The 26,269-nt window shown below is 69.9% G+C and carries 25 protein-coding genes and 2 pseudogenes; 11 read left to right on the top strand and 16 right to left on the bottom strand.

What is annotated here, in order from left to right; translation table 11 throughout:
- Positions 1-66 precede the first annotated feature (66 nt).
- Positions 67-312: a DUF1161 domain-containing protein gene (locus C8D93_RS06645; RefSeq protein ID WP_110264397.1), complete on the top strand. Its 246-nt coding sequence runs from the start codon at positions 67-69 to the stop codon at positions 310-312.
- 41 nt (positions 313-353) lie between these two features.
- On the opposite strand, the gene C8D93_RS06640 is transcribed toward C8D93_RS06645, so the two are convergent.
- The 4 genes from C8D93_RS06640 to C8D93_RS06625 are packed head-to-tail and all read right to left on the bottom strand — an operon-like array spanning position 354 to position 5,160.
- Positions 354-1,307 (bottom strand): ThuA domain-containing protein, encoded by a 954-nt coding sequence (locus C8D93_RS06640; protein ID WP_211307237.1) that lies wholly within the window; start codon positions 1,305-1,307, stop codon positions 354-356.
- Between the two features lie 13 nt (positions 1,308-1,320).
- Positions 1,321-3,027 (bottom strand): GMC family oxidoreductase, encoded by a 1,707-nt coding sequence (locus C8D93_RS06635; protein ID WP_110264396.1) that lies wholly within the window; start codon positions 3,025-3,027, stop codon positions 1,321-1,323.
- On the bottom strand, positions 3,020-4,111 hold the full coding sequence (locus tag C8D93_RS06630; RefSeq protein WP_110264395.1) for a gluconate 2-dehydrogenase subunit 3 family protein: 1,092 nt from the start codon (positions 4,109-4,111) through the stop codon (positions 3,020-3,022). The genes C8D93_RS06635 and C8D93_RS06630 overlap by 8 nt, the downstream gene beginning before the upstream one ends.
- Before the next feature lie 53 nt (positions 4,112-4,164).
- Positions 4,165-5,160, bottom strand: a complete 996-nt coding sequence (locus tag C8D93_RS06625) for a helix-turn-helix transcriptional regulator (RefSeq protein ID WP_110264394.1) — start codon at positions 5,158-5,160, stop codon at positions 4,165-4,167.
- A 106-nt stretch (positions 5,161-5,266) separates the two neighbouring features.
- On the opposite strand from C8D93_RS06625, the gene C8D93_RS06620 reads away from it, so the two are divergent.
- Positions 5,267-5,956 (top strand): glutathione S-transferase family protein, encoded by a 690-nt coding sequence (locus C8D93_RS06620; protein WP_110264393.1) that lies wholly within the window; start codon positions 5,267-5,269, stop codon positions 5,954-5,956.
- A 16-nt stretch (positions 5,957-5,972) separates the two neighbouring features.
- Here C8D93_RS06620 and C8D93_RS06615 read toward each other — a convergent pair whose 3' ends face one another.
- Positions 5,973-7,352 carry a WS/DGAT/MGAT family O-acyltransferase gene (locus C8D93_RS06615; protein ID WP_110264392.1) on the bottom strand — a complete coding sequence of 460 codons (1,380 nt, stop codon included), beginning with the start codon at positions 7,350-7,352 and terminating at the stop codon, positions 5,973-5,975.
- A 150-nt stretch (positions 7,353-7,502) separates the two neighbouring features.
- Between C8D93_RS06615 and C8D93_RS06610 the strand changes: the two genes are divergently transcribed.
- Together C8D93_RS06610 and C8D93_RS06605 are read left to right on the top strand one after the other, a co-directional pair.
- On the top strand, positions 7,503-9,821 hold the full coding sequence (locus C8D93_RS06610) for a Tex family protein (protein ID WP_110264391.1): 2,319 nt from the start codon (positions 7,503-7,505) through the stop codon (positions 9,819-9,821).
- A gap of 32 nt (positions 9,822-9,853) precedes the next feature.
- On the top strand, positions 9,854-10,303 hold the full coding sequence (locus tag C8D93_RS06605; protein WP_110264390.1) for an HIT family protein: 450 nt from the start codon (positions 9,854-9,856) through the stop codon (positions 10,301-10,303).
- A 17-nt stretch (positions 10,304-10,320) separates the two neighbouring features.
- Here C8D93_RS06605 and C8D93_RS06600 read toward each other — a convergent pair whose 3' ends face one another.
- Positions 10,321-10,899 carry a DUF2946 family protein gene (locus C8D93_RS06600; protein WP_110264771.1) on the bottom strand — a complete coding sequence of 193 codons (579 nt, stop codon included), beginning with the start codon at positions 10,897-10,899 and terminating at the stop codon, positions 10,321-10,323.
- Positions 10,900-11,072: 173 nt separating this feature from the next.
- On the opposite strand from C8D93_RS06600, the gene C8D93_RS06595 reads away from it, so the two are divergent.
- Positions 11,073-11,366: a hypothetical protein gene (locus C8D93_RS06595; RefSeq protein ID WP_110264389.1), complete on the top strand. Its 294-nt coding sequence runs from the start codon at positions 11,073-11,075 to the stop codon at positions 11,364-11,366.
- A gap of 73 nt (positions 11,367-11,439) precedes the next feature.
- Here C8D93_RS06595 and C8D93_RS06590 read toward each other — a convergent pair whose 3' ends face one another.
- A complete protein-coding gene (locus C8D93_RS06590) occupies positions 11,440-12,405 on the bottom strand; it encodes a tRNA dihydrouridine synthase (protein ID WP_110264388.1) in 966 nt (321 codons plus the stop codon).
- Positions 12,406-12,519: 114 nt separating this feature from the next.
- Between C8D93_RS06590 and C8D93_RS20915 the strand changes: the two genes are divergently transcribed.
- Genes C8D93_RS20915 through C8D93_RS06575 form a run of 3 tightly spaced genes read left to right on the top strand, consistent with a single transcriptional unit; the run spans position 12,520 to position 15,463 of the window.
- Entirely contained in the window at positions 12,520-13,191 is a 672-nt protein-coding gene (locus C8D93_RS20915; protein ID WP_211307236.1) for a VOC family protein, read from the top strand.
- On the top strand, positions 13,169-14,074 hold the full coding sequence (locus C8D93_RS06580) for a peroxiredoxin family protein (protein WP_110264387.1): 906 nt from the start codon (positions 13,169-13,171) through the stop codon (positions 14,072-14,074). The genes C8D93_RS20915 and C8D93_RS06580 overlap by 23 nt, the downstream gene beginning before the upstream one ends.
- Before the next feature lie 27 nt (positions 14,075-14,101).
- On the top strand, positions 14,102-15,463 hold the full coding sequence (locus C8D93_RS06575; protein ID WP_110264386.1) for a glycerophosphodiester phosphodiesterase family protein: 1,362 nt from the start codon (positions 14,102-14,104) through the stop codon (positions 15,461-15,463).
- Between the two features lie 61 nt (positions 15,464-15,524).
- On the opposite strand, the gene C8D93_RS06570 is transcribed toward C8D93_RS06575, so the two are convergent.
- Positions 15,525-15,971, bottom strand: a complete 447-nt coding sequence (locus tag C8D93_RS06570; RefSeq protein WP_146216531.1) for a hypothetical protein — start codon at positions 15,969-15,971, stop codon at positions 15,525-15,527.
- Between the two features lie 136 nt (positions 15,972-16,107).
- A complete protein-coding gene (locus C8D93_RS06565; RefSeq protein ID WP_110264384.1) occupies positions 16,108-16,671 on the bottom strand; it encodes a DUF2726 domain-containing protein in 564 nt (187 codons plus the stop codon).
- A 178-nt stretch (positions 16,672-16,849) separates the two neighbouring features.
- Between C8D93_RS06565 and C8D93_RS21430 the strand changes: the two are divergent.
- Both C8D93_RS21430 and C8D93_RS21425 read left to right on the top strand, forming a co-directional pair.
- Positions 16,850-17,704: pseudogene (locus tag C8D93_RS21430) on the top strand (phosphatidylinositol-specific phospholipase C/glycerophosphodiester phosphodiesterase family protein); the annotation flags it as partial.
- Positions 17,705-17,719: 15 nt separating this feature from the next.
- A complete protein-coding gene (locus tag C8D93_RS21425) occupies positions 17,720-18,790 on the top strand; it encodes a glycerophosphodiester phosphodiesterase (RefSeq protein WP_380732805.1) in 1,071 nt (356 codons plus the stop codon).
- Positions 18,791-18,795: 5 nt separating this feature from the next.
- Here C8D93_RS21425 and C8D93_RS06555 read toward each other — a convergent pair whose 3' ends face one another.
- The 5 genes from C8D93_RS06555 to C8D93_RS06540 form a co-directional block, all read right to left on the bottom strand.
- Positions 18,796-19,242, bottom strand: a complete 447-nt coding sequence (locus C8D93_RS06555; RefSeq protein WP_110264382.1) for a hypothetical protein — start codon at positions 19,240-19,242, stop codon at positions 18,796-18,798.
- A 74-nt stretch (positions 19,243-19,316) separates the two neighbouring features.
- Positions 19,317-20,681 carry an FAD-dependent oxidoreductase gene (locus C8D93_RS06550; RefSeq protein WP_211307235.1) on the bottom strand — a complete coding sequence of 455 codons (1,365 nt, stop codon included), beginning with the start codon at positions 20,679-20,681 and terminating at the stop codon, positions 19,317-19,319.
- Positions 20,678-20,944 (bottom strand): 4Fe-4S dicluster domain-containing protein, encoded by a 267-nt coding sequence (locus tag C8D93_RS20910; RefSeq protein ID WP_211307234.1) that lies wholly within the window; start codon positions 20,942-20,944, stop codon positions 20,678-20,680. Before C8D93_RS20910 ends, C8D93_RS06550 begins: the two co-directional genes overlap by 4 nt.
- Positions 20,941-23,184, bottom strand: coding sequence for a molybdopterin-containing oxidoreductase family protein (locus C8D93_RS06545; protein WP_110264381.1), 2,244 nt, complete (start codon positions 23,182-23,184; stop codon positions 20,941-20,943). Before C8D93_RS06545 ends, C8D93_RS20910 begins: the two co-directional genes overlap by 4 nt.
- Positions 23,185-23,310: 126 nt before the next feature.
- On the bottom strand, positions 23,311-24,150 hold the full coding sequence (locus tag C8D93_RS06540) for an AraC family transcriptional regulator (RefSeq protein ID WP_110264380.1): 840 nt from the start codon (positions 24,148-24,150) through the stop codon (positions 23,311-23,313).
- Between the two features lie 112 nt (positions 24,151-24,262).
- Here C8D93_RS06540 and C8D93_RS06535 point away from each other — a divergent pair, with 112 nt between their 5' ends.
- Positions 24,263-25,273, top strand: coding sequence for an alpha/beta hydrolase (locus C8D93_RS06535; protein ID WP_110264379.1), 1,011 nt, complete (start codon positions 24,263-24,265; stop codon positions 25,271-25,273).
- A 184-nt stretch (positions 25,274-25,457) separates the two neighbouring features.
- Here C8D93_RS06535 and C8D93_RS06530 read toward each other — a convergent pair whose 3' ends face one another.
- Complete coding sequence (locus C8D93_RS06530) at positions 25,458-25,697, bottom strand: type II toxin-antitoxin system ParD family antitoxin (protein ID WP_110264769.1); 240 nt, start codon at positions 25,695-25,697, stop codon at positions 25,458-25,460.
- Positions 25,698-25,748: 51 nt separating this feature from the next.
- Positions 25,749-26,269 (bottom strand): annotated as a pseudogene (locus C8D93_RS20905) (hypothetical protein); the annotation flags it as partial.

Below are 26,269 nucleotides of genomic sequence, written 5' to 3'. Positions count from 1 at the left end.
GGCGTCGTGCTAGCGTGGCGTCAACCGGCGGCGCGGGGTTGCCGGGGGGCGAGCGGGAGTATCGGGATGAGCGACCGGGGGCGGGCGATCTTCGCAGCGGTGTTGTCGATCGCGTCAACCACGGCGGCGCACGGGGCCAAGTCCTGCGAGACGCTCAAGGCTGAGATCGCCGCGAAGATAGATGCCAACGGCGTGCAGGTCTACACACTGGAGATCGTGCCGGCCGATCGGGTCGGCAGCGGGCAGAAAGTCGTCGGCAGTTGCGACGGCGGCCGCAGCCGCATCGTCTACCGGCGCGGCCAGCAGGTCTAGCCGTCCGCGCCGAATGCCGCGCCGGAGCCCGCGCGCGGCTGCTAGGGCAGCAGCGGCGGGAAGGCCGGGCCGGTGTCGCGCTCGGCGAGCGGTCCGTCCTCGCGCGGGACGCAATCCGCGGCCACGCGTCGTGCCGCGGTGAGAATGCCGTTGAGCAGGTGCCGGCGGAAGTTGGCGTCGGCGTAGAGGGCGGTCGAATGCCCCAGCGCCGTGTACCAGGCGCGACCTTCGAAGCGGTCGTGGCACCAGCTCATCGGATGGTCTTTCATCGTGCCGGTCTCGCCGATGATGAACGTGCCGCCGCTGATGTTGGTGGTGTTCGGGTCCTGGTCGTAGCTGTCCTCGTCGATATTCAGCAGCACGCGCACCGTGCCGCGCGGATTGGTGCGGAACGAGTAGAACTCGTCGCTGATCGTCCACGGCACCGGTAGGTGCGCGACCGCCGGATGATCCGGCGCTTCCAGGTGCAGATCGCCCGGCTGCACGCCGGGGCCGCCCTCGGCACCGAGCGGAAACACCGGGTGGCTGTGGAAGTAGGCGCCGACCAGTTCGGCGTAGAACGGCCAGTCGTACTCGGTGTCCGAGGCCGAGTGCACGCCGGCGTAGCCGCCACCGCTGCGGACGTACTGTTCGAAGGCGGCCTTCTGCGTCTCGTCGAGCACGGTGCCGGTGGTGCTCAGCCACAGCACGGCCGCGTAATGCGCGAGGTTATCAGCGCTGAACGCCGCCGGGTCCTCGGTGTGATCGACGCCGAAGCCGTGCATCGCGCCGAGCTGGCGCACGGTGTCGACGCCGGTCTCGATCGAGTCGTGGCGAAAACCGGCCGTGCGCGAGAACACGAGGACGCGGAAATCGCCGTCGGCACCGGCGCCGCCATCGTCGCTGCTGTCGCCGCAGGCGGTGAGCAGCGGCGTCGCCAGCAGGGCCGGCAGCAGGGCGCACATCAGGCGCGTGCGCGTCACTGCGGGCATCACGCCGGACATCGTTCTGGACATCGGGTTCTCCGCATCAGGTCGTGCCGGCGCCGATCGCGCGGGCGATGCGCAGCGAGTTCGCCAGGATCGTCAGCGTCGGGTTGAAGCCGGGAAAGGTCGGGAACAGCGAGCCGTCGACCACGTGCACGTTGTCGCATTCGTGCAGCTTGCCCCAGCGGTCGCAGACACTGGTCGCCGGATCGTTGCCGAAGCGCGCGGTGCCGGCATGGTGTGCCGACAGCGTCGGGCTGTCCGAGAGCAGCGGGTCCGGCAGCACCAGCGAGGCGATCGCGCCCGGCGTCGCCTGCAGCATCGCCAGCAGCAGCGGCGCGGTGTAGGTGGCGCCGGCACGCTCGTGCGCGTGCGGTGCCCAGGTCACGCGCGGCGCCGGCAGGCCGCGCCAGTCGCGCACCTGTGGGTCGAGATCGACGCGGTTGTTCGCCTGTGCCAGATCCTCGCCGACGAACTGGATCGCGGCGATGCGCTTGCGGATCAGGCCGAGTTGCACCGCCGCCTTGTGCGCCGCGCCCGGCGGAATGCCGAAGCCCGCGTACTGGTAGGCCTCCTGCAGCAGCGGCACCGAACCGCCGACCTGGATCAGGCCGCCCTTGATGTAGGGCACGCCGAGCGCCTGCACCTCGGGGCCGGTGAACGGCCCGACGAGGTTGTCGACTTCCGCGGTGGTGCTCTGCGCCCGGTACGGCTGCACGTCGTCCGGGAACACCGCGGCGCCGAGCGTGAAGTAGTGGAACATCATGTTGCGGCCGACCTGATCGGAGCCGTTGCCCAGGCCGAGCGGATGCGCGCCATTCGCCGACAGCAGCAGCAGGCGTGCGGTCTGCACCGGGCTGGCGGCCAGCAGCACCTTGTCGGCGCTGATGCTGCGGGCGCGGCCGTCGCGATCGTAGTAGCGCACGTCGGTCGCGCGGCGGCCGTCGGGCGTCGTGTCGATGCGATACACCAGCGCGCGCTCGATCACGCGCACGCGGCCGCCGCGCACGGCCGGGTTGAGGTAGCTGACCATCGCATCGCCGCGCGCGTTGATCGGACAACCGAATGACGAGCACAGGCCGCAGGAGTTGCACGCCGGGCGGCCGTCGAAGACCTGCGAGTTCACCGCTGCGGGGTAGGGGAACGGCTCCCAGCCGACGTTCATCGCGCCGCGCGCGAGCAGGCGCGCGGCGTAGCCGGTGGGATTCGGCGGCATCACGAACTGGCGTGCGCGCGGCGCCTGTTCGAGTGTGCGCGCGGGCATCTGGTTCACGTCGCCCTGCACGCCGATGGTGTGTTCCACCTCGTCGTAATACGGCGCCAGTTCGTCGTAGCTGATCGGCCAGTCGGCCACCTGCGCGCCGTCCACCGGGCCCAGATCCGACCGTTGCGTGAAGTCCTGCCGCCAGAAGCGCGGGAACTTGGCGTTGTAGTGCAGGGACGTGCCGCCGACCGCGGCGCCCAGCGAGACATGCGTGCCCTGCACGCTGCGCGCGACGCCGTCGGCCGCTTCGCTCTGCGTGCGGCCGGTGACCGGCTCGAGTCGCGGGTGCGGAAAGCCGAAATGTCGCGTGGTCTTGATCTCGTCGTTCGCGTACAGCGTGCCCAGGTCGCGGCTCTCGACCTCGCCGAAGCCCGGCCGCAGGTTGCGGCCGCGTTCGAGCACGGTGACCGACCAGCCCTGGCGGGCGAGTTCGTGGGCGGCGATGCTGCCGGCAGGGCCGGAGCCGATGATGACGGCCTCAGCCATGGGCCGCCCTCCAGATCCACTCCGGGCGCACGCGGTCCTGCACCGCGAGCCGGCGTTGCAGGGCGGCGAGCGAGCCTTCGGCGTTCATGATCGTGGCCGCGAGGGTTTCGCCGGCGGCGATCAGCAGCGGCGGCAGCTCGAACTCCGGCCTTGCCCTGACCCCGGCAGCCGGCGGACCGAAATCGACACCGCCGTACGACGGCGGCAGCAGGGCATCGAACGGACCGGGCGGATCGCGGTGGATCACCTCGCTGTCGGTCCAGCCGCGCGGCTGGACGTCGCCGGGCCAGCCGGTCGAGGTCCAGCCGACGAGATCGCGGTTGCCGCCGTACTCGGGTGCGCCGTAGGTGCCGTCGAGAGTGCCGGGAAAGGCGACGTCGATCAGCGCCTGTACCTGGGCATCGCTGTAGTCGAGCACGATCACGTCGCGCAGCAGCGCCGGCAGATCGGCGAAGCCTTCCGTGCCGGTGAGCGAGTTGACCAGATCGAGCACGTCGGACAGCGGCGTGTCGCCGAGGCGTTCGCGCAGGATGTCGCCGAGCGCCGCGGGCAACACGCCGGTTGCGAGCTGCGCCGCGCGCGCCTCCAGGTGCGCAAGGCCGTCGCGGTAGATCTGCTGCAGGCCGACGACCGGACCGTTGAACTCGCGCTCCGGCCGTCCCAGCGAGCCCTCGATGACGATGCGCCAGGCCAGCGCCTCGTAGTCGTCGAGCGGCATGAAGCGCTCGAAGTCGTTGCGCGTGCCGCCGGCGCGATCCGAGTAGGGGCCGCCGGCGTGGATCAGCGGCGGATCGGTCATGAATGCGGCGAGCAGGGCGTCGATCGCTTCTTCCGCATGTGCGGCGGCGGCACCCGGTTGCAGCCCTGCCGGAATCAGCCGGTCGACCAGCGCGCGCAGCGTGCGCAGCTCGGCGTCGGTGAGAAAGCGTGCGCGCGGTGTCGGCCGGTCCGGTCCACGCAGGCGGTCATCCACCGGCTGCGAGGACTCGCAGCCGGACAGCAGCCAGGCGCCCATCAGGGCCGTGCCGCCCGCCTTCAGCACCACGCGGCGCTGCGGCATGCGCGGCGCATCGCCATCGGTCATGCGTTCTCCCCCGAAACCATCGTTCTGTCAGGGATCGTGAGACCTGCTTGCCGTCATGGCCTCGTGCGTTCGGATGACCGTGGGAGGAGTGCGGGCGGATCGTCGCTGCCGACCGCCAGCAGGCGCCGCGCGTGTCGAGTGAGCGCGCGGCGCAGCGCCTGGGGCTCATCGATGGAGAACGGAAAGGGCAGTCGCGCGAGCTGCCGTGCGAAGTAGTCGAGGCTGTCGGTCCGCGCGTGCAGCCGCACGCCGGTCGCGACCGGCTCCAGCACGCCGAGGCTTTCGCCGAGCTCGGAGGCGGCGGCTTCGACGGTGGCCTGCAGATGCACCCGGACCTGAATGGCGCGAGGCAGCGTGGCGATGCTCAGACGCAGGTGCCGCACGGGATCGAAGCTTGCGGGGCGGCGAAAGCGCGCGCTCAGGACTTGCGCCGCGGCCATGCGATCGAGGCGGAACGAGCGCAGGCCCTTGCGCAGATGACAATGGCCTGTGACATACCAGTGTCCCTTGCGGAACACCAGCGCGTAAGGATCGACCATGCGCTCGGTCGTCTCGCCGCGATCCGCGACATAGCGCACCTGCACGCGTCTCTGCGCCTGCGCGGCGCCCGCGATCCGCCTGAGCAAGTCGTCATTGCGACGCGGCCTGAACTGCGGCAGATCCAGGGCCACGCTGCGCTCGAGCATCAGCAACTGTCGGCGTTCGTCGTCGGGCAGAAGGCGCTCGATCTTCGCCAGTGCGCCGGCGGTTGCCGGCACCGCGTCGGCGAGTCCGAGCGCGCGCGCCGAGAGCAGGCCGAGTGCGAGGGCAAGTGCCTCGTCGTTGCTGAACATCAGCGGCGGCAGCTTGAAGCCGGCGACGAGGCCGTAGCCGCCGTAGCGCCCGCGCTCGGTCGTGATCGGAATGCCGAGTTCCTCAAGTGCGCCGATGTAGCGGCGCAGCGTGCGTCCGTCGATGTCGAGTTGCTGCGCAAGCTCGCGGCCGCTGACGAAGCCGCGCGACTGCAGCAGTTCGAGCAGGGCGAGAACGCGGGTGGCGGGGCGGCTCATCGCGGCGAAGCGTGTCTCCGAATCAGGGCGGATTCTGACCTGTATCGGCCCTAAGGTCTTCAGGCCCCGGATCACTGGCGATCCGACCACCACTGGAGACGTTCCGATGACCCCTGTCCTGTTCTACGGCGTGCCGCAAGGCTGTTCCTTCGGCTCCATCGTCGCACTCGAATGGCTGAACCAGCCATACCGCCTGTGCCGCATCGAGATGCTGGAGCACCCCTGGGATGCACGCTTCGCGCAGATCAATCCCTTGCTGAAAACGCCGGCGCTGCTGACGGCGGACGGCGCGCCCATCAGCGAGAGCGTCGCGATTCTGCTGCACCTGGCCGGGCGCGGCGGCGTGCGTGCCGGGACGCGCGCCCATGATCGCCTCGCACAGATGCTGGCCTACCTCGCGACCGACTTCTTCGCGGCGTTCGCTCCGCTGTGGCTGCTCTACGACGAAGGCGGCTTCGACGAATCGCAGACCGCCTTGCTGCGCCGCATCGGCCGCGAGGACGTGGCGCGACAGTGCCGCTACCTCGACGGTCTGTTCGCGGATCGCGATTGGCTGCTCGGCGAGCGTTCGCTGGCCGACGCCTATCTCTCGGGCCTCGGCCGCTGGATCGGCTACCACCGCCTGTTCGACGTGGACGCGGAGTTTCCGCGGCTGGGCCGCTACCTGCAGCGGCTGGCGGACGATCCGGGCGTGCGCTTCGCGCAGGCGATCGAACGCGGCGAGAAGATCGAGGGCCATGGCGCGTTCGAGGGTCATGTGACGCTCGATGCGCTGACGCTGCCGCGAGCCGCGTAGCGGTCGCCCCGAGCCGTCAGGCCGCGGCTTCGAGTTCCTCCAGGGCCTCGAGGCTGTAGACGGCTAGGCGCTGCAGATGCGGGATCGTGTCGCGGCAACCGATGAAGCCGAAGTTCAGCGTCTCGAGATAGCTCATCACGGTGACGTTGAGTCCGTAGCCGTGGAAGGGGATCGACAGCGGGTAGTAGGCGTCCATGTGGGCGCCGCGGAAGTACAGCGGCTTCGTCGGCCCGGGGACGTTGGAGACGACCAGATTGAACGCCGGGCGCACGCGCCCGACGGCACCGGGAATCTGCGACAGCAGCATCGGCGACATCAGCACGGCGCTGTACTGCATGATCGCCGCGCGCGTCATGCCTTCGAGCTGGTCCTTGGCGACGCGGGTCGATGCGACGATGGCGCCGAAGCGTTCGAGCGGATCGGCGACATCGGTCGCCAGCGACGCGAGGATGGCGCCGACGGCATTGCCGCCGCCCGGATCGTCCTTGGGGCGGATGTTCACCGGCAGCATCGCCGTCAGCGGTGCATCGGGCAGCTCGCCCTGTTCGCAGAGCAGGCGCCGCAGCGCGGCGCCGCAAAGGGCGAGCACGAGGTCGTTGAGCGTGCCGTCGAGACGCTTGGCGACGTTCTTGAGGCGGGCGACGTCGAACTGCTGCGTCGCGAACCGCCGGTTGCGGCTGATGCGCTGGTTGAGGATCGATTTCGGCGCCTGCAGCGGCGACACCAGCGCGCCGCGGCGCTTGCGGCTCAGGGTGTTGCCCAGCGCGCGGGTGATGGTGCGCGTGCTGCCCGCCTGTTCGCGGGCGAGTGCGAGCAATGCGGACAGCGTCGGCACCGGCGTCGCCGCGGCCGGCTTTTCGCGCGCCGGCGGTTTGCGCGTGAAGAACATCGGCGTGTCGCGCTCGTCCGCGCGGTGGGACAGGCTGCGCGAGAGCAGCTGCACGCCGGTGTAGCCGTCGACCAGCGCGTGATGGACCTTGAAGTACATCGCGAAGCGGCCGCCTTCGAGGCCTTCGATGAAATGCACCTCCCACGGCGGGCGGTGGAAGTCGATCGCATGGCTGTGCAGGCGCGAGACCAGGATGCCCAGCTCGCGCTCGTCGCCCGGCGCCGGCAGCGCCGAGCGGCGCACGTGGTATTCGACGTCGAAGTGCTCGTCCTCGACCCAGGCCTGCAGCGGGTGTGCGATCAGGTTCGGATGACGCAGCTTGAGGTTCCACGGCGGATAGGCCCGCGCCTGCGTGCGCACCTCGTCGATCAGCCCGCGCAGCCAGTCCGCCGGTGCGTCCGGCGGCGGCGAGAACGGCATCATCGAGCCGACATGCATCATCGACTCGCGCGTCTCCGCGGCGAGAAAGGTCCAGTCCAGCGGATTCAGGCGCTTGGTCGCGCTCATGTTCGTCTCTCCTCCGACCGCGACCGATCGTATTCCTTTGACGCCGACTTGTCGCCGATACGCACATTTTTCCCTCGCGCGCCAGATTGGCAGCGCCGGGGCGCTTGGCTATCGTCGCGGCCCGCACCTCCTCCGTCCCCCGATCTGCGCATGACCGACGTTGCCGCCGAAACCGCCGCCCTGATCGCCCGCACCATCGCCGCGGACATCGCCGCCCAGCCGCGTCAGGTCGCGGCCGCGGTCGCGCTGCTCGACGAGGGGGCGACCGTGCCGTTCATCGCGCGCTACCGGAAGGAGGCGACCGGCGGGCTCGACGACACCCAGCTGCGCCAGCTCGAGGACCGGCTCGGCTACCTGCGCGAGCTCGAGGACCGGCGCGCCGCGGTGATCGAGTCGATCCGCAGTCAGGACAAGCTCAGCGACGCGCTCGAGGCCAGGCTGCGTGCCGCGACGACGAAGGCCGAGGTCGAGGACCTGTATCTGCCGTACAAGCCCAAGCGCCGCACGCGCGGCGAGATCGCCCGCGAGAACGGCCTCGAACCCTTGCTCGACGCCGTGCTCGCCGACCGTTCCTGCGTTCCGGCCGAGCTTGCCGCGGCCTACGTCAACGACAAGGTGGCCGACGCCAAGGCCGCGCTCGAGGGCGCCCGCGACATCCTGATGGAGCGTCTGGCGGAGAATGCCGATCTGCTCGGACGCCTGCGCAGCTACCTGCGCATGCACGCGGTGCTGCGTTCGAAGGTCTGGGAAGGCAAGGAGGCCGCGGGCGCCAAGTTCTCCGACTACTTCGATCATCGCGAGCCCTGGCACAAGGTGGCCGGTCATCGCGCGCTGGCGATGATGCGCGGCCGCAACGAAGAAATCCTGATGCTGGAGCTGGAGGTCGACGCCGACGACCCGGCGCCGTACAAGCCGGTCGAGCGCATGGTGGCCGAGGTCGTCGGTGCGCGCGCCGATGGCGGTGCCGCGGAGGCCTGGCTGATGGATGCCGCGCGCTGGACCTGGCGCGTCAAGCTCAACACGACGCTGTCGGTCGACCTGATGGGCGAGCTGCGCCAGCGTGCCGAGGCCGAGGCGATCGAGGTGTTCGCGCGCAACCTCAAGGACCTGCTGCTCGCCGCGCCGGCCGGCTCGAAGCCGACGCTGGGCCTCGACCCGGGCATCCGCACCGGCGTCAAGGTCGCCGTCGTCGACGGCACCGGCAAGCTCGTCGACACGGCGACGGTCTATCCGTTCCAGCCGCGCAACGACGTGCGCGGTGCCCAGGCCGAGATTGCGCGCCTGATCGCGAAGCACGGCGTCGCCCTGATCGCCATCGGCAACGGCACCGCGAGCCGCGAAACCGAGAAGCTCGTCGCCGACCTGCTGCCGCTGCTGCCCGAGCCGCGACCGCTCAAGCTCGTCGTCAGCGAGGCCGGTGCCTCGGTGTACTCGGCGTCCGCGCTCGCGGCGGCGGAGTTCCCGGATCTCGACGTCTCGCTGCGCGGCGCGGTATCCATCGCACGGCGTCTGCAGGACCCGCTGGCGGAGCTGGTGAAGATCGAGCCCAAGTCGATCGGTGTCGGCCAGTACCAGCACGACGTCGACGCCTACCGGCTGGCGAAGGCACTGGACGCCGTCGTCGAAGACGCGGTCAACGCCGTCGGCGTGGATCTCAACACGGCCTCCGCGGCGCTGCTCGCGCGCGTCTCCGGACTGGGCACGTCGCTGGCCGAGGCCATCGTCGCGCACCGCAATGCGCAGGGAGCGTTCCGCTCGCGCAGGCAGTTGCTCGAGGTCGGGCGGCTCGGGCCGAAGACCTTCGAGCAGTGTGCCGGCTTCCTGCGCATCCGCGACGGCGACGAGCCGCTGGATGCCTCGTCGGTGCATCCCGAGGCCTACGGCGTGGCGCAGAAGATCGTGAAGGCCTGCGGTCGCGATGTGCGCAGCCTGATGCGCGACGGCGCCGCGCTCAGACAGCTCGATGCACGCCAGTTCGTCGACGAGCGCTTCGGTCTGCCGACGGTGCGCGACATCATCGCCGAGCTGGAGAAACCGGGCCGCGATCCACGGCCGGAGTTCCGCACCGCGAGCTTCGCCGACGGTGTGAACGAGCTGACCGACCTCAAGCCCGGCATGGTCCTCGAAGGCACGGTCACCAATGTCGCGGCGTTCGGCGCCTTCGTCGACATCGGCGTGCACCAGGATGGGCTCGTGCACGTGTCGCAGCTTGCCGACCGCTTCGTCAAGAATCCCCACGACGTGGTCAAGGCCGGCGACATCGTCAAGGTGCGCGTGGTCGATGTGGATCTCGCGCGCAAGCGCATCGCGCTGTCGATGCGCAAGGATGACGGCAGCGCGCGGCCGGCTTCCGGCGGCGAGCGTGGCAGGACCGCGGGCCGGCGCGATGCGCGCCCGCAGAAGCCGCCGGCCGCGGCACCGCAGGGCGCGCTCGGCGCGGCGCTGATGGAAGCGCTGCGCAAGCGCTAAAGGCCGACGATCCGCGATCGACAGGAGCGCCCATGACCGTATTCGACGCCATCATCGCCGGCCGGCTGCCGGCCAGCTTTGCCCACCGCGACGAACACTGCGTCGCGTTCATGGACATCAACCCGATCACCGCCGGCCACGTGCTGGTCGTTCCGCGTCAGTCGGTCACCACGATCGACGCGCTCGATCCGGTCGTGCGCGCCCACCTGTGGGACGTCGCGCGTCGCGTCGGCGCGGCCCAGCGCGCCGGACTCGGCAGCAAGGCGCAGCATTTCCTGCTGAACGACGGCAAGGCGGCGAGCCAGACCGTGCCGCATGTGCACATCCACATGATTCCGCGTTACGGCGGCGACACCGTGCGCACGCTGGGCCGGATGATCTGGCACGTCAGCACCCTGCTGATTCCGCGGCCCGAGACGACGGCGCGGCGCGAACGGCTGGACGCACTGGCGGCACGTATCGCCGCGCACATGGCAGGCTGAATCCCCGAGAGGCGCTCCTACTCGCCGCTCAACGGTTGCGGCTCGCGCACGAAGCCGAGCGCCTGCGGCGCGGCCTCCAAGTCGAGGCGGCCGAGTGCCAGCGTGCCGTCGTCGAAGCGCAGCGACAGCGTCGTCTGCGCCCCCGACGGCAGCGCCAGCGCTTCGGCGAGCAGCTCCTCGTCGACCGGCGTGCGCGGTCCGCGCAGACGCTCGAGCACCCAGTGCAGGTCCTCGCCTTCGAGCACCGCCGGACCGTGCGCGGTGCGTAGCCACAGCGCGCCGTGCTCGTCGAGCCAGCCGGCCTCGGCGCGGTCGACGCGCTGCCCGGTATGCGTTATCAGCCGGCCGGCGCCATCGGTGCGCAGCACCAGCGGCGCCGACTCCAGCGTCACGTAGCCGCGCTGCGGTCCGTTCTGGAAGTACCAGCGGCCGTGTTCGTCGGCGGCGTAGTTCGGGTTGATCGTGTCGATGATCTGCGGGCGGCTGATGATCTCGCCGCGGATCGTCCAGCGGCCGCGCCGGTCCAGGCCCAGCCAGCCGAACAGGGCCGGCACGTTCGGCCACTTCTCGAGCGCGCGGTATACCCAGTCTTCCATGATGCGTCGCTCCGACAGGCCCGACGGCATTCTATCGGCAGCCCTGACCCCTGACGGACAGGACCGATGCCAGCTGTCGGCAAAGGCTTACATCTGTTTTCCGGGTGTGCACGGAACCGCCGCGTGGCCGGCCCGGAGACAATGTCATCGTCGTCAACCCGCCGAGCATTACGATGGCCCAGCCCGAGATCGTCCCCGCGACCGAACAGATCCCGACCCGTCCCCGCAGTCAGTGGCCGGTCGGCGTGCGCCTGCGCTTTCGTCCGGACGCGGACATGAATGCCGTCCACGACGGCCTGCGCGGCAAGCCGCTGCTGGTGCTGTCCGGCCTGCGCCTGATCGGACCGAGCGACGGTCGCTGGTCGTGGCGCCAGCAGGTGCTGTCGCTGACCAGCGGTCGCATCGGCTGGGCGCGGCCGGATCAGCTCGACCTGCCGCTCGACGAAGAAGGATGGATGGCTTTCTGAAACCCTGCGTGCCCTGAGCAGCATTTCGATGCTGCAACTCCGGCCCGGTCGACTCCCCCGGGCCTTTTTTTGTTCACGCGGCGCGCGGCAGGTTTTCGTCGATGCCCAGCGCGCGGTCGAGCACGCGGCAGTCCTGCTCGCGGCGCAGGGCGTCGAACAGGCGGGCGGCCTGCGGGTAGCTGCGCGACAGCGCCTTGAGCCACTGCTTGATGCGGCCGGGCGCGAAGCGCGGCGCGAGCTTGGCGCGGACCTGCCGCCAGTAGTCCTGCACGCAAGGGTGCAGCGCCTGCCAGTCCATCGGCGTGTACGCGCGCCCGGCCTGCGCGGCAGCAATTTGCAGTGCCAGGTCGGGGCAGGCGACGAGGCCGCGACCGAGCATGAAGTCGTGTGCGCCGCTGACCGCGCGACAACGGCGCCAGTCGTCCACGCTCCAGATCTCGCCGTTCGCGAACACCGGGACGTCGACGACGTCGCGGATGCGCGCGATCCACTCCCAGTGCGCCGGCGGCCGGTAGCCGTCGAGCTTGGTGCGCGCATGTACCACGAGCTGCTGCGCGCCGCCGTCGACGAGCGCGCGGGCGCAATCGAGTGCGCGATGCGTATCGGCGTACCCGAGCCGCATCTTCGCCGTGACCGGGATCGTGGCCGGCACCGCGGCGCGTACCGCGCGCAGGATCGCGTGCAGCAGCTCGGGTTCGTCGAGCAGCACGGCGCCGCCGCGCGAGCGGTTCACGGTCTTCGCCGGGCAGCCGAAATTGAGGTCGATCGCCGGTGCGCCCAGCGTGCACGCCAGCGCCGCGTTGTCGGCAAGGCAGACCGGGTCCGAGCCGAGCAACTGCACGCGCATCGTCGTGCCGGCGGCGGTGCGGGCGCCGCGACGCAGCTCCGGCGCCAGCGCGTGAAAGCAGCGTGCCGGCAGCAGCCGGTCGGTCACGCGCACGAACTCGGTCACGCACCAGTCCACGCCGCCGACGCGCGTGAGCACGTCGCGCATGACGTCGTCGACCAGGCCTTCCATCGGGGCGAGTGCGAGCTGCATCGGTGCGGCGGACCAAAAAGGGGCGTGCATCTTAGCGCCGGGCCCGTGGCTGCGGTGGTGGCCTTCATCTTTGCCGCGCTAAGCTGACCGTCCCGTTTCCAGCAGGAGTCGTCCATGGCCGGCAAGAAGGCGAAAGGCGGCAAGCGTGCGCCGGCGAAGAAGCGCACGGCGGTCAAGGCATCGAAGACCGCGCGCAAGTCGGCGGCAGGCAAGCCGTCGAGAACGCCGGTGAAGAAGGCGGCCGGTGTCGTGAAGAAGGTCGCGCGCACGGCGAAGAAGGCGGCCGCCAAGGTCGTCAGGCCGGCAAAGTCCCGCAAGCGCCCGGCGGCGAAGAAGCCGTCCAGGACCAAGGACGGTCGTCCGCCGAACTGGCCGGCGCTGTCGCCGTACATGACCGTGCGTGACGCCGCGGCGTCGGTCGCCTTCTACGAGGCGGCGTTCGGTTTCAAGGTCGAGGGCGAGCTGATGCGCGACGACAGCGGGCAGATCATGCACGCCGGCATGCGGCTCGGGGACGCCTGCATCATGTTCGCGCCGCAGGGCATGGACCCGCAGATGCGGGCGCCGGTCGAGGTCGGCGGCGGCTTCGGCCTGTCGCTCTACGTCTACGTGGCGGACGTCGATGCGCTGGCGGCGCGCGCGCTGCGCGCCGGCGCCGACCTGCAGCAGGCCCCGGCCGACCAGTTCTGGGGCGACCGTATCGCGATCTTCGTCGACCCGGACGGCTATCACTGGACGTTCGCGACCCACGTCGGCGAGTTCGATGCGAGCAAGGCACCACACTGAGGTGTTGCTCGCCGCGGCGGCGGCCTTGCTGCTGACGCTCCCGGCCGCCTCGCTCGCGGCGTCGCGGGCGCCGGCGTGGACGCTGAAGACGCCGGACGGCGAGACCGTCTCCTATCCCGCCGATGCCCAGGGGCAGCCCACGGTGCTGCTGTTCTGGCCGTCGTGGTGTCCGTACAGCCGTGCGCTGCAGCCGTACGTGCAGGACATCTGGGAGGACTACCGCGACCGCGGCGTGAAGCTGTGGACGATCAACATCAAGGAGAACGGCGACCCGGTGGCGACGATGCGCGAGCGCGGCCTGAGCTTCCCGCTGCTGCTCGATGGCGATGCGCTGATCGACCGCTACGGCATCGAGCGCACGCCGTGGTTCCTTGTGGCGGACGGGCAGCAACGCATCGTCTACCTGCGGCCGGCCGATCCGCCATCGCCGATCGACGTCGCCCGCGATGCGCGCACGGCGCTCAACCGGCTGCTCGGAGAGCGGGCGGTGCCGCTGCCGGAGACCTGGGCGCCGCCCTACGATCTTCACCTGCGCGAGGCGCGGCCGTCGCGCCTGCTCAGCGATGCCGCCGACAACGCCGAATGGCTGCCGTGGGCCGACTACTACCTGGCCAACGTCGATGCGCAGCAGACCGTGGCGGATGTCGCGCCGCGTGGCGCGCTCGCCGACGGCAGGGCGGCGATCGCCGCCGCGCGAGCGGTGTGGGCCGAGGTCTACGGTGCCGAGCAGGCGGCGAACCAGGCGCCGTTCCGCGCGTTCCGCCGTGGGCAGTTGTGGCTGGTGGCGGGGCGGGCGTATGCCGGACGCCTGGGCGAGGGTTTCATCACCGTGCTCCATGCCGAAGACGGGCGCGTGGTGCAGCTGCGAGAATCCGCGCCGTAACGAAACCGACCGGTCGGGGGAGAGCACATGTCGATGTCACGTGGCGCGCTGCTGGGTGCGGCGCTGATGCTGTCTGCCTGCGGCGACGGCGGTTCCGGTAGTGCGCTTTCCGAAGCGACCCTGCACGTGTTCGACGCTGCGGCGCCGGAGGGATCGGCGGGCGAACCCGGCGTGTTGCGCTTCGATGTCGTGCGTTCCGGGACTGCGGACGGCCTGGCCGAGGTGGCGTGGTCGACGCGCGATCTCGACGCGCTGGCGGGCCAGCACTACGTCGCACAGTCCGGCACGCTCGCCTTCGCCGCAGGCCAGCGCGTGCGCAGCATCGGGATCACGCTGATCGGCGATGATGCCGACGCGCCGGCGCGGCGTTTCGCAGTCGACCTGCACGATGCGCGCGGCGCCGCGATCACCGACGGCAGCGCCCAGGGGATCATCGCCAACGACGACATGCCCTGCCTGCTGCCGCCGACCGAAAATCCGTGGCTCGAGCGGCGGCCGATCGGTTTCGCCCATCGCGGCGGTGTGCGCGAGTTTCCGGAGAACACGCTGTATGCCTACCGCGAGTCTGCGCGCCTGGGCGCCGACGTGCTGGAGATGGACGTCTACGCCACTGCGGACGGGGAACTGGTGGTGCTGCACGACACCACGGTCGATCGCACCACGAACGGCAGCGGCACGGTGGAGTCGATGACGCTCGCCGAGTTGCAGGCACTGGACGCGGCGTACTGGTTCGTGCCGGGGCAGGGTACGCCGCACGATGCCGCCGACAGCGCCTACGCCTTCCGCGGGATCGCCACCGGTGAGCGCGCGCCGCCGCCGGGCTATCGCGCCGAGGATTTCCGCATCCCGACGCTCGAAGAGGCGCTGCGCGCCTTCCCGGACCACCTGCTCAATGTCGAACTCAAGCCCAGCGTCAGCGGCACCGGTTCCTACGAGGCACAGGTCGCGTCCTTGCTCCTGCGCTACGGCCGCGCCACCGACGTGATGGTCGCGAGCTTCCTCGACCACACCGCGACGCTGTTCAAGCTCTCTGCGCCCTGCGTCAGTACCTCAGTGCCCACGGTGCAGGTCGCGGCGCTGCTGCTGACCAGCAGCGGTCCGCTGCCGATGCTGCCGCTGGCCATCCACCAGGCATTCCAGGTACCGCGCAGCACCGCCAGCATCGGCCAGATTCCCGAGCCGATCGAGCTGACCGTCCTGAGCGAGGATTTCGTCGACGATGCCCATGCCGCCGGCCTGGCCGTGCATGCCTGGACGATCGACGACTGCGACGAGATGGTCGAGCTGCTGCAGATGGGCGTCGACGGCATCATGAGCGACCGTCCGGCGCGCATGATCGAGGTGCTGCAGCAGCCCGAGAACGAGTGGAGCTGCGACGACGTCGAGTAGCGAAGCCCGCAGGGGCGGCTGAAGGCGTTCCTACGAACGCATCGTGGAGCGGGTCAGCGGATCAATGCCGCAGCGCGCGCTGCAGTTCGTGGAACGCGGGGCTGTCTGATGCGGCCACGTAGGCGCGGATCTCTTCGGCCACTTCCGGTGCCGGCAGCTGCTGCGGCGCGTCGATCAGCATGCGCACCGCGCCGGTGATCGCCTCGCCACGCTCGGCGCCGACGACGATCGCCGCCACTTCGGCACCGGTGAGCGTCTGCCCGTGACGCAGCATGCTCAGCGCCGCGCGCAGCGGGTGGGCGTTGTCCATCGCCATGATCTTGGCGTAGCGCCGGCGCGCCATGTCGCCTTCCTCGCTGTCGCGTTCCGCCGCGTCGGAGAACCGCGCGATCAGTGCCGCATACCGCGAGCGCAGCGCACGCTGTGCCTCGCGCGCATCGGCTTCCGCCACCGCCGGGCGGGCGACATGCGCATCGATATCGCGAATCAGGAACTGCTGCGTGGTCATGTGGCCGCTCATCGCTGGTTGGCCTCCGTCGGCTGCACCCCATCGTGCATCGTGGCGACCATTGAGCCGCGCCGGCGCTGGCTGGCGCCTGAACGGGCCCGCCGGGCAGTCGGGCGGCGCCCGACACGCCGCATGACTACAGCCGTGGCTCGATGCGCTGGCTGCGGCCCGTGGGCACGGATTTGGGCAGGGTCGCTTCCGGGGGGCGCAGGCGCTCGGCGATCTGCGCCGCGAGGTCCTGGACCGAGTAGGCCTCCTGCGCGGGGATGCGCAGCACCGGCAGCCCGGCCGAGGCGCAGGCGGCATCGACGAAGGCGTCGCGCGCCCGCGCCTTGTCGCCGGCATGCGAGGCGTCGTCGAGTTCGATCGCGATCATCGGGCTGACCTCCGCGGCATCGCACAGCAGGAAGTCGAAATGCTTGGCGCTGATGCGGTTGAAGGCGCGCTGCCACTTGCCGCCGCGCAGACCGCGCTCGGGGCTGAGCACGTCGGCGACGCGCACCTTCGCGAACACCAGCTTGTCGTCGTCCGCCGCCTGCTGCAGCACGCCGAAGAACGAGCGTTCCGCCGCACTGAGCAGCGGGCCGCGGCTGCGGTAGCGCTCCGCCGGTGCGGTGTCGTCCGGCAGTTGCCGCAGCAGGCGGATGGCCAGCAGCAGCGCGGCGATGGCAAAGACGAAGACGATGGCAGCCAACCACATGTTCAAGAGTCCTCGGGGGCAGGCTCTGGAGGCGAGGCGCCTAGTGTACGCAGCCCGGCCGCGCCCGGCGGGACGATCGGGCCGGAAACCACGGCACGGGCGCTGGGCCGACGCCTGCATCCGAACCGCAACCTTCGCTTCCTAGACTGCGCGGCCCGCTCCTCACCGCCAGAAACGGATGAACATCGCTGTCCGGACGCTGCTCGTTGCCCTGGTCCTGCCGCTGACGGCCTGTCTCGGAGACTCGGAGGCGCCGGTTTCCGCGCCGGGTTCCGCCACGCCCGGCGCCGAGGCCTCCGCCGCGCCGCTGGATCAGGCCCACGCGCACAACGACTACGAGCATCCGCGACCGCTGGCCGATGCGCTCGATCATGGCTTCATGAGTGTCGAGGCCGACGTGTGGTTCCTCGGCGGCAGCGAGCTTTACGTCGCGCACGACGCGATCGACATCCGTGCGGCACGCACGCTGCGCACGCTCTACCTCGACCCGCTGATGGCGCGCTTCGAGCGCTATGGCGCGATCCATCCGCAGCAGACCCGGCCGTTCCAGCTGCTGGTCGACATCAAGACCGAGGCGCAGACGACCTGGGCCGCGCTCGAAGCCACGCTGGCGGATTACGCGCCGATGCTCAGCGTCTACGACCACGGCGCCGTCGTGCCCGGCGCGGTCGAGATCGTGCTCTCCGGCAACCGGCCGACGGCGACGCTCGCGCAGACGGATCATCGGCTCGCGTTCATCGACGGCCGGCTGTCCGATCTCGACGATCCGCCGCCGCCCACGCTGGTGCCGCTGATCTCGGACAACTGGACCACGCACTTCGGCTGGGACGGCAACGGGGCAATGCCTGCGGACGAATCGGCCAAGCTCGACGCGATCACGGCGCAGGCGGCAGCGGCCGGGTATCGGCTGCGTTTCTGGGCGACGCCGGATGCGCCCGGCACCGCGCGCGAGGCGGTATGGCAACGCCTGTACAACGCCGGCGTTGACCATCTCAACACCAACGATCTCGCCGGTCTGTCCGCCTTCCTGCGGCGCCAGCGCGGCGACGTGGCCGACGCCGCGCGCACGCGGCTGCGGCATCCGGACGAAGCCTGCGCACAGACACCGGAACCGGCGCACTGGCGCGATGCCGGCACACCCGATGCCGGCGCGACGCCGCCCTTCGTCTCCGCCCACCGCGGTGCGCAGTATCTCGCGCCGGAGAACACGCTGTGGGCCTACCGGCATGCCTTTGCCTACGGCGCCGATACCGTCGAGGTGGATGTGCGCACCTCGCTCGACGGTGTGCTGTTCTCGCTGCACGACGACACCGTCGATCGCACCACCGACGGCGAAGGCGCCGCCGCGACCAAGACCTGGGCCGAACTGAGCCGCCTCGATGCCGCCGACTTCGCGCCCTGGGCCGGCGGCCCCTATGCCGGTACGCGCATTCCGCGGCTCGAGGAGGTGCTGGAACTCGCCGCGTCGGTCGGTGGCGGCGTCGAGCTCGACATGAAATTCGTTCTCGACTATCCCCGGCTCGTGCGCCTCGTCGAGCAGTACGGCCTGACCGAGCGTTCGTACTACGCCGCCAGCGGTATCGGCGCGACCGGACTGCGCGCGCTCGATCCGGACATCCGCTTCATCCACAACCTTTCGGGCAGCGAGACGCCGGAGGATCTGCACGCGCAGACCGCGCAGTCCACGGTCTTCGGTTCGCGGCTCGACCGCTTTACCGCCGGCAACATCGCCGCGATTCACGACGGCTGCATGCTCGTCGTGCCGCACACCTACGACGAGGGGCCGGAGGTCGAAGCCGCGCAATGGGAGCTGGGGCGGGCGCTCGGCATCGACGGCGCCCAGACCGACCAGCCCGACGTGATCCGCGCGCGTCAGGCCGCGGTCGATCCGCGTCGCCGCCTGCCGACACAGCTCGTGCGCGGTGACGGCGACACGCGCGTCTGCCTCGTCAATGCCTTCAACCGTCTGGGTCTGCCGTTCCTGGGCCTGCGCTGGAACGGTGGCGAGGCACGGACGGGTATCGACGGCTGCGTCGACCTGCCGGATGACCCGGCGGTGCTGCAGCCGCGCTTCGACGGCAGCGGCGCGCTGTTCCCGACCCGCTGGTCCGGGGCGTAAGGAACTCAGGCGGCCGGTTCGGCACCGGTCCCGGGCAGCGCGGCCTTCGGCCGACGGTAGGCCGCGCGCAACTGGCCGACCGTGCCGGCGCCCTCGGTGAACACGAACAGCCACAGGATCGGCGGTCCGCCCATGCCGAGAATCACCCAGGCCAGCGCCAGCGCCACGTACAGGCGGCCCCAGCCGTCGATCACCGCGAACAGCCCGATCGGGTGCAGCAGGCGCGCGATGACCCAGACGCTGACGAGGGTGCCGGTGAGGTAGACGAAGAGGTAATGGATCGGCTCGAAGGCCGGTGCCTCGGCGGTGCCGCCGATCAGGCCGTTGGCCCAGTACAGCATCGCGATGAACTTCGGTGCCAGCGGCGGCAGCGCCAGCATCAGCGTGACGCCGGAATCGAGCCAGGCCCAGAAGCGGACCGTGCGGGCAGGGACGTGGTCGTAGCGGGTCATCGGTGCGGCGCTCCGGCGTGTCGTGCCCGCGCAGTGTCGGCGATGGCGCGCCGGCCGCGCCACCCCGACCGGCGTCACATGCGCGCCACGCGCAGCATCTCGTCGACGCGGCTCAGCTTGCGGCGCGGCTGCGCGGCCTGGGCCTGCGCGCGCTCGTGACGGTCGATCGCCCGCCAGCCGCGATAGCAGACCCGCTCCGGTTGCCGGCTCTGCACGAAAGCCTCGAACGATGCGGCCGGCCGTTCCGGCGCGGCGAGCCGTCCGGCGGCGAAGTCGTCGAGCAGGGCGCGCACCGTTTGCGCGGCACAGCTCTTGTTGCTGCCGATCACGCCGCGCGGCCCGCGCTTGATCCAGCCGACGACGTAGTGGCCGGCCATCACCTCGCCGTGCGCAGACCGCAGCACGCGGCCCTCCCACTGCGGGACGACGCCCGCCTGCGCATCGAAGGGCAGGCCGGCCGGCGGCTGCGCACGGTAGCCCACGGCGTGCACGACCAGGCCGGCGGGCAGGTCCTCGGTCTCGCCGAGCGGTTCGGCGCGCACGCGGCCGTCGTCGGTGACGGCCAGCCGGTTGCGTACCAGGCGTACGCCCTCGACCCGCGTCTGCCCCAGGATCTCGACCGGCGATACGCAGAAGCGCAGGCGCAGCCGCTTGCGATCCGGTGTCGCCGGCGCGCGTGCGCAGGCCTCCAGCGTTCTGCGGCGCAGCGTGGCCGCAAAGCCGGTGTCGGTCCACGGCGCATCGGTCAGCTCCGCCGCATCGACATCGAGATGCACGTCAGGCAGGGCGGCGAGTTCCAGCAGTTCGGGGTTGGTGAAGGCGGCCTGGCCGGGTCCGCGCCGGCCGAGCACGCAGACTTCGCGGATGCGGCTGTCCGCCAGCGCCGCGCGCGCATGCGGAGCGATGTCGGAGCGGTCCCAGTCGGCATCGGCGCGCAGCAGGATGCGCGCGATGTCCAGCGCGACATTGCCGTTGCCGACGACCACCGCCCGCTCGTGGTCGAGCCGCACCTCGAGGTCCGCGTCATCCGGGTGGCCGTTGTACCAGCCGACGAAGCGGCTCGACGCGTGGCAGCCGTCCAGATCCTCGCCGGGAATGCCCAGCGGCTGACTGCCCGAGGCGCCCACTGCGTGGATCACCGCGTGGTGATGCGCCAGCAGGTCGGCGATCGTGATGTCGCGGCCCACGTCCACGTTGCCGAAGAACTGCAGGCGGCCGCTGCTGCGCGCCAGCGTCTCGTAGGCGTCGATCACCTGGCGGCGCGTCCAGTGGTCGGGCGCCACGCCGGAGCGGGCGAGTCCGCCGATGACCGGCAGGCGCTCGATCAGGTTCACGTGCACCTGCGGATCGTCGAGCCGCGCCAGCGCCGCCGCGGTGTAGAGCGCCGACGGGCCGGCGCCGACGATGGCCACGTCGAGCCGCCGCGGCGCCGCGCTCACGAGCGCGCCTCCGGCTTGAAGAACGCGGCGTTGATCTCGCGATACGCCGACCACTCCGGCGGCAGGCGCTCCGCCGGGTAGATCGCGTCCACCGGGCAGGCCTCGGCACAGGCATGGCAGTCGATGCACAGCGCCGGGTTGATGTAGAGCATTTCCGCCGTGGCGAAGTCGCGTGCGTCCGGCGTCGGCTGGATGCAGTTGACCGGACACACCTCGGTGCACACGGCGTCGTTCACGCAGGAGCCGACGATGACGTAGCTCATGCGGCGGCCACCGTGCGGGACGCGCCTTCGGAAACACCCTGCGATGCCGCCTGCGTGCCGGCATCCGGGCCGGCGTCGGCGGTCGCGTCGAGACGCTCGATGCGCACCCGGGTCATGTTCAGCAGCGGGGTCTGCGACAGCGGATCGATGGCGCGGTTGTCGACCAGACGGTTGCGGTTGGTGCCCCACTGGCTGAAGCGGCCGGGCGTGCGGGCGTCGAAGACCCGCGATCCCCAGCCGTGCGGAATCGTGACGATGCCCGGCAGCCCGCCGTTGCCCGTCGTCACCGTCAGCTCGATCTCGCCGACCGCGGAGCGCACGCGCACGCGATCGCCGTCCTCCAGTCCCAGCGCCTGCATGTCGTCCGCATGCAGCTCGGCCTGGTTGCCGCGATGCTGCTGGAACAGCTGCGCGTTCTCGTTCATCCAGGAGTTCATCGATTCGCGGTTGCGCCGGCTCAGCAGCACGAACGGGTAGTCCGGGTCGCAGGCCGGCGGCGGCAGGCTCAGCAGCCGTCGGCATTCGTCCATCAGCGCCGGCGGCGCGCATTCGATCTTGCGGCTCGGCGTGCGCAGGGATTTGGCCAGGTCGCCATAGCGCTTGCGGTCGTAGAGGTGGCCGTGCGCGCGCGCCTTGATGTCGCGCAGCTTCACGCGCCGGCCCGCGGTGACCATCAGCCACTCGAACCACGCCGGTCCGAACTCGAACTTCTTCAGGCCCAGCAGCTTCGCCAGCGCGCGGCTCGCGCGCACGATCGCGTTCACGCCGCGGATGCCGAACAGCGGGCGCTTCATCTTCAGCGCCAGATCGACGAAGAAGCGCCATTCCTCGCGCACGCCCTCGGGCGGCGCCACGGCGCGCCGCGCGTACTGCGCGAACGGCTGGTCCATGATGCTGCCGAAGGCCAGATGCAGACCTTCGCGCTCCAGCCAGTGCGTGCCGGGAATCAGCCAGTGCGCATGGCGATGGCTCTCGCGCTGCACGATGTCCACCGCAACCAGCAGGTCGAGTTCCGACAGCGCCCGGTCCAGCGTGTCGCCGTCGGGGCCGGACACTACCGGGTTGCCGGAGCAGATCAGCATCGCCCGGATCTGTCCGGGGCCTGGCGTGAGAATCTCGTCGGCCATCTCGGCCACGGTGTGGAAGCCGGCCACCGTCGGCAGGTCGCGCAGGCGCGAGCGGTGCTTGGACTTGGGCGCCATCATCGCCCAGGCCTTCGGCAGATCGACGAAGCCGCGCTCGTAGCGCTTGCCGCCCGGCATGTCCATGCGGTTGGTGATGAGATTGAGCAGCTGGCTCAGCCACTCGCCGACAGTGCCGGTGCCCGAATGTGCAAGCCCGGTGTGCGTCACGCAGGCGGCGGTGTTCGCTTTGGCGAAACGCTCCGCGACGTCGCGCAGTTGCGGTATCGGCACGCCGCAGCGCGCCGACAGGGCATCCAGGTCCGCCTCGCGCACCAGCGCGAAGAACTCGTCGAGGCCGTTGACCGGCACCGCTTCCGGCGCGCGGTTCCAGCCTTCGTCGACGATGATGCGGATCAGCGCCAGCAGGAACGCCCAGTCCTCGCCGGGACGCACGAGCACGTGCGTGCGCGCCTCGCGCGTCGTGCTGGTCACGCGCGGGTCCACGACGATCAGGTCCGCCCCGCGGTCGCGCGCGGCGAGTACCCGGTTCCAGCCGTTGGGAATCACCTCGATCCAGCCGAACTTGCTGACCGCCGGGTCCATGCCGATCAGCAGGAAGCATTCGCAGGCGTCGATGTCCGTGGGCACGGACATCAGCTCGCAACCGAACATCTCCTCCTGCACCACGTGCAGCGAATTCTGGTCGAGCGAGCCGACCCAGAAGCGGTTGCCGGTGCCGATGGCCGCCAGCAGTCCGCTGTGCAGGTTCGAGTCGCCGAAGTTATGGCCCAGCGGATTGCCGTGATACGAGCCGACGGCGTCCGCACCGTGGCGTTCGATGATCCGGTTCATGCGCTCGGCGATGTCGGCGATGGCTTCCTCGTAGGTGGCCGGCACATAACGGTCGCCCACGCGCCGCATCGGCGTGGTGATGCGCTGCGGATGGTTGCGCATGCCGGCCGCCGCCTTGCCCTTGCGGCAGAAATCGCCCCAGGAGAACGGGTTCTCGCGGTCGGGCCGGATATCGACGATGTCGCGGCCGGTGTCGTCGACTTCTACCGCAACGCCGCACAGCGACGCGCAGTAGTGGCAGTGGGTGTAGATCTCCCGGGACATGCCAATCTCCTCAGATGGCTGTGCCGGAGATATAGCAGATACAAAGACAATGTGTAAATCAAAAATAATGTCAAATGGACAGTATTGTCAGACTGATGGCCGGACCGGCCTGCGTCGCCGCTGCGCTCAGGCCGGCTGCGACTGCCGCCATTCGCGCGGGCTCATGCCGCTCTGCGCCTTGAAGGCGCGCGACAGCGCCGCCTCACTGCCGTAGCCGACGTCCGCGGCGATCAGCTTCAGCGGTTGCCCCTTGCGCAGCGCCTTCTGCGTGAGCCGCACGCGCCAGGCCTGCAGGTAGGCGCCGGGCGTGCAGCCCAGGGTGTCGTGAAAGGCAGTGGCGAACGCGCTGCGCGACATGCCGGCGATCTCGCCCAGCCGCTCCAGCGACCAGTCCACGGCCGGCTGTTCGTGGATCGCCACCAGCGCCTTGCGCAGCTTGGGGTGCGACATCCCGGCGAGCATGCCGCCTTCGAGCCGGCCGGTTTCCATCAGGTGCCGCAGCACCTGGATCAGCGCCACCTCGAACAGGCGGTCGATCATCTCGCGCCGGCCGCAGTATTCGCTGCGCGCCTCCTCGAACAGCAGTGCCAAGGTGCGATCCAGCCCGTCGATGCCGGCCAGCGGCAGGCACAGCACGTCGGGCAGGGCGCCGGCGATCGGATTGGACGTGCCGCCCTCGAAATGCAGGTTGGCGCAGGTGGTCACCGCGCCGTCCGCCGCATCGGAGATGAAGCGACGCGCCATCGGCCGCGGGTAGAGCAGCAGGCTCGGCTCGCGGATCTGCAGCGGTGGCGAGCCGGGATGCACCACGTCCAGCGCGCCACCGCGCACCAGATGCAACTGCCCGCCGTGATCCGGCGCGTCGAAGTCGGTGATGCCGCAGAGCGCGCCGGCGTGGAACAGGTGCGCCCGCACCGGAAAGTGGTTGAGCAGCGCGTCGAGCCGATCGGTGCAGGCAGCCGCCATTTCTGTATCCTCAATCATGTTTTATGGACGATTAATGATCTATAGATCTGTGGCGTCCGTAAAGTGACCTCCGTCGGGCGATTCCCGCCCCCAACCGAACAGGAGTCACGCCATGTCCATCAAGTCCACGCTGCTGGCCGCCACGGCGGCCGTCCTCACCACCCCCGCGTTTGCCGCCGGCAGCCCCGGGGTCGAACGCAACACCCAGGCCTTTCTCGAGGCCCTGGCCCAGGGTGGCGGCCAGCCGCTCGAAACCCTGTCGCCGGCCGATGCCCGTCAGGTGCTGGTCAACGCCCAGAAGGGCGCGGACCTGCCGCCGGCCGACGTCAGCGAGAAGATCATCACCGTCGACGGCAAGCCGCTCAAGCTCGTCGTGGTGCGCCCGTCCGGCGCCAAGGGCCTGCTGCCGGCCTTCATGTTCATCCACGGCGGCGGCTGGATTCTCGGCGACTACCCGACGCACGAACGCCTGATCCGCGACCTCGTCGCCGGCTCCGGTGCCGCGGCCGTCTACGTCGACTACACCCCGTCGCCCGAGGCGCGGTATCCGGTCGCCATCAACCAGATCTACGCCGCGACCCGCTGGGTGGCCGAGAACGGCGCGCAGATCCAGGTGGACGGCAAGCGGCTCGCCGTGGCCGGCAACAGCGTCGGCGGCAACATGGCCGCGGTCGTCGCGCTGATGGCCAAGGAGAAGAAGGGACCGTCGCTGCGTGGCCAGGTCCTGCTGTGGCCGGTGACCAATGCTAACTTCGAGAACGCGTCCTACGACGCATTCGCCGAAGGCCACTTCCTCACCCGCAACATGATGAAGTGGTTCTGGGACGCGTACACCACCGATCCGCGTCAGCGCCGGGAAATCTACGCCTCACCGCTGCAGGCCACGCCGGACCAGCTCGCTGGCCTGCCGCCGGCCCTGATCGTGACCGCGGAAAAGGACGTGCTGCGCGACGAGGGTGAGGCCTACGGCCGCAAGCTCGACGCCGCCGGCGTCCCGGTCGTCGTCACCCGTTACAACGGCATGATCCACGACTTCGGCCTGCTCAATGCCCTGTCGAAGGTGCCGGGCACCCGGGCGGCCCTGCACCAGGCCAGCGAAGAACTGAAGGCGCGGCTGCGCTGAAGTAGCAACGACTCGCCGCACCGGCGCGACATGCGCCGGTGCGGTTTTTTTGCTGCAAGGAAACGTGCGCGACTGCCGCTGATCGCATCGCAGTGATGCGATTGGGCGCCGTATTCATATCACTCGGGTGGTCCAGCAATCCCGGCAGCCCTCGAGATCACGCTCGCTTACATGATCCAAGCCCTCACGTGCCGTACTTCTTCGCCAGCCTGCGGAAGATCACCTCAGCCGGTTTCGTACGCCCTGCGTCGGCATCAGCGATACCCCGTCTGATGGACGCGTCCAGCGCGGCGAGCGTCGTTTCACGATCCTGCACCAAGCGCGCGCCCTCGCATAGGACCTCGCTCTTTGAGCTGTAATGCCCGGAATCAACGAGCTGCTGCACGTAACTTTCGAGCTGCTTGCCACGGTCGGCGCCGATCACGCTGTTCACCATTGATGAGTTAGGGCCACAGGGTGCTCGCGCTGTAGGCGCCTAACAAGATTCGCATCCCTGTCGGTCTGCATGAGCGATGGAATCGTGGTCCGCGACTTTGAAGGTCGGATCGAGTGCCACCTTTAGCAGCCGCTCGAAACGGGCGACCTGGAGCCTGCGACTGACCGCCCACATCCCGATGACGTAGATTCCGATGATCAGCAACGCAAAAAGGCCTCCGGCTACCGTGATGTCGGGTGGCCAGATCCGACTCGTGTCCTTGAACTGGAGGTATAGGGCTACGATCACCGGCAAAATGCCTAGCTTCTCTACGCCGCCCATCACCAAGGATGTGCCGCGTTGCCAAGACTCCGTTCGGTTCGACGTGAAGACCAGCCGGCTTTCAAGCGCATCGCGCGGAAACCGCCTCAGCCAGAAAACGATCTGTTCGTATCCGAGGTAGTCTCGATCGAGGTCTTGTGCGCCCGACGTTACCCCGCGTTGAGTAGCGTTTCGATTAGAGCCCGTGAGTTGATGATATCGCTGTGGCAGCGAGCTGCCGTGCATAGTCGGCGGGCGTC

Source organism: Sinimarinibacterium flocculans (genome assembly GCF_003201205.1).
GTDB classification, from domain to species: Bacteria; Pseudomonadota; Gammaproteobacteria; order Nevskiales; family Nevskiaceae; genus Solimonas; species Solimonas flocculans.
The sequence above is the reverse complement of the archived record's forward strand: the minus strand, read 5'-3'. Positions and strand labels throughout refer to the sequence as shown.

Bases quoted from the DNA above. Each gene is read 5' to 3' on its own strand.
- C8D93_RS06645 (WP_110264397.1), top strand. From the start codon at position 67: ATGAGCGACCGGGGGCGGGCGATCTTCGCAGCGGTGTTGTCGATCGCG.
- C8D93_RS06640 (WP_211307237.1), bottom strand. From the start codon at position 1,307: ATGTCCAGAACGATGTCCGGCGTGATGCCCGCAGTGACGCGCACGCGC.
- C8D93_RS06635 (WP_110264396.1), bottom strand. From the start codon at position 3,027: ATGGCTGAGGCCGTCATCATCGGCTCCGGCCCTGCCGGCAGCATCGCC.
- C8D93_RS06630 (WP_110264395.1), bottom strand. From the start codon at position 4,111: ATGACCGATGGCGATGCGCCGCGCATGCCGCAGCGCCGCGTGGTGCTG.
- C8D93_RS06625 (WP_110264394.1), bottom strand. From the start codon at position 5,160: ATGAGCCGCCCCGCCACCCGCGTTCTCGCCCTGCTCGAACTGCTGCAG.
- C8D93_RS06620 (WP_110264393.1), top strand. From the start codon at position 5,267: ATGACCCCTGTCCTGTTCTACGGCGTGCCGCAAGGCTGTTCCTTCGGC.
- C8D93_RS06615 (WP_110264392.1), bottom strand. From the start codon at position 7,352: ATGAGCGCGACCAAGCGCCTGAATCCGCTGGACTGGACCTTTCTCGCC.
- C8D93_RS06610 (WP_110264391.1), top strand. From the start codon at position 7,503: ATGACCGACGTTGCCGCCGAAACCGCCGCCCTGATCGCCCGCACCATC.
- C8D93_RS06605 (WP_110264390.1), top strand. From the start codon at position 9,854: ATGACCGTATTCGACGCCATCATCGCCGGCCGGCTGCCGGCCAGCTTT.
- C8D93_RS06600 (WP_110264771.1), bottom strand. From the start codon at position 10,899: ATGGAAGACTGGGTATACCGCGCGCTCGAGAAGTGGCCGAACGTGCCG.
- C8D93_RS06595 (WP_110264389.1), top strand. From the start codon at position 11,073: ATGGCCCAGCCCGAGATCGTCCCCGCGACCGAACAGATCCCGACCCGT.
- C8D93_RS06590 (WP_110264388.1), bottom strand. From the start codon at position 12,405: ATGCAGCTCGCACTCGCCCCGATGGAAGGCCTGGTCGACGACGTCATG.
- C8D93_RS20915 (WP_211307236.1), top strand. From the start codon at position 12,520: ATGGCCGGCAAGAAGGCGAAAGGCGGCAAGCGTGCGCCGGCGAAGAAG.
- C8D93_RS06580 (WP_110264387.1), top strand. From the start codon at position 13,169: ATGCGAGCAAGGCACCACACTGAGGTGTTGCTCGCCGCGGCGGCGGCC.
- C8D93_RS06575 (WP_110264386.1), top strand. From the start codon at position 14,102: ATGTCGATGTCACGTGGCGCGCTGCTGGGTGCGGCGCTGATGCTGTCT.
- C8D93_RS06570 (WP_146216531.1), bottom strand. From the start codon at position 15,971: ATGACCACGCAGCAGTTCCTGATTCGCGATATCGATGCGCATGTCGCC.
- C8D93_RS06565 (WP_110264384.1), bottom strand. From the start codon at position 16,671: ATGTGGTTGGCTGCCATCGTCTTCGTCTTTGCCATCGCCGCGCTGCTG.
- C8D93_RS06555 (WP_110264382.1), bottom strand. From the start codon at position 19,242: ATGACCCGCTACGACCACGTCCCTGCCCGCACGGTCCGCTTCTGGGCC.
- C8D93_RS20910 (WP_211307234.1), bottom strand. From the start codon at position 20,944: ATGAGCTACGTCATCGTCGGCTCCTGCGTGAACGACGCCGTGTGCACC.
- C8D93_RS06545 (WP_110264381.1), bottom strand. From the start codon at position 23,184: ATGTCCCGGGAGATCTACACCCACTGCCACTACTGCGCGTCGCTGTGC.
- C8D93_RS06540 (WP_110264380.1), bottom strand. From the start codon at position 24,150: ATGGCGGCTGCCTGCACCGATCGGCTCGACGCGCTGCTCAACCACTTT.
- C8D93_RS06535 (WP_110264379.1), top strand. From the start codon at position 24,263: ATGTCCATCAAGTCCACGCTGCTGGCCGCCACGGCGGCCGTCCTCACC.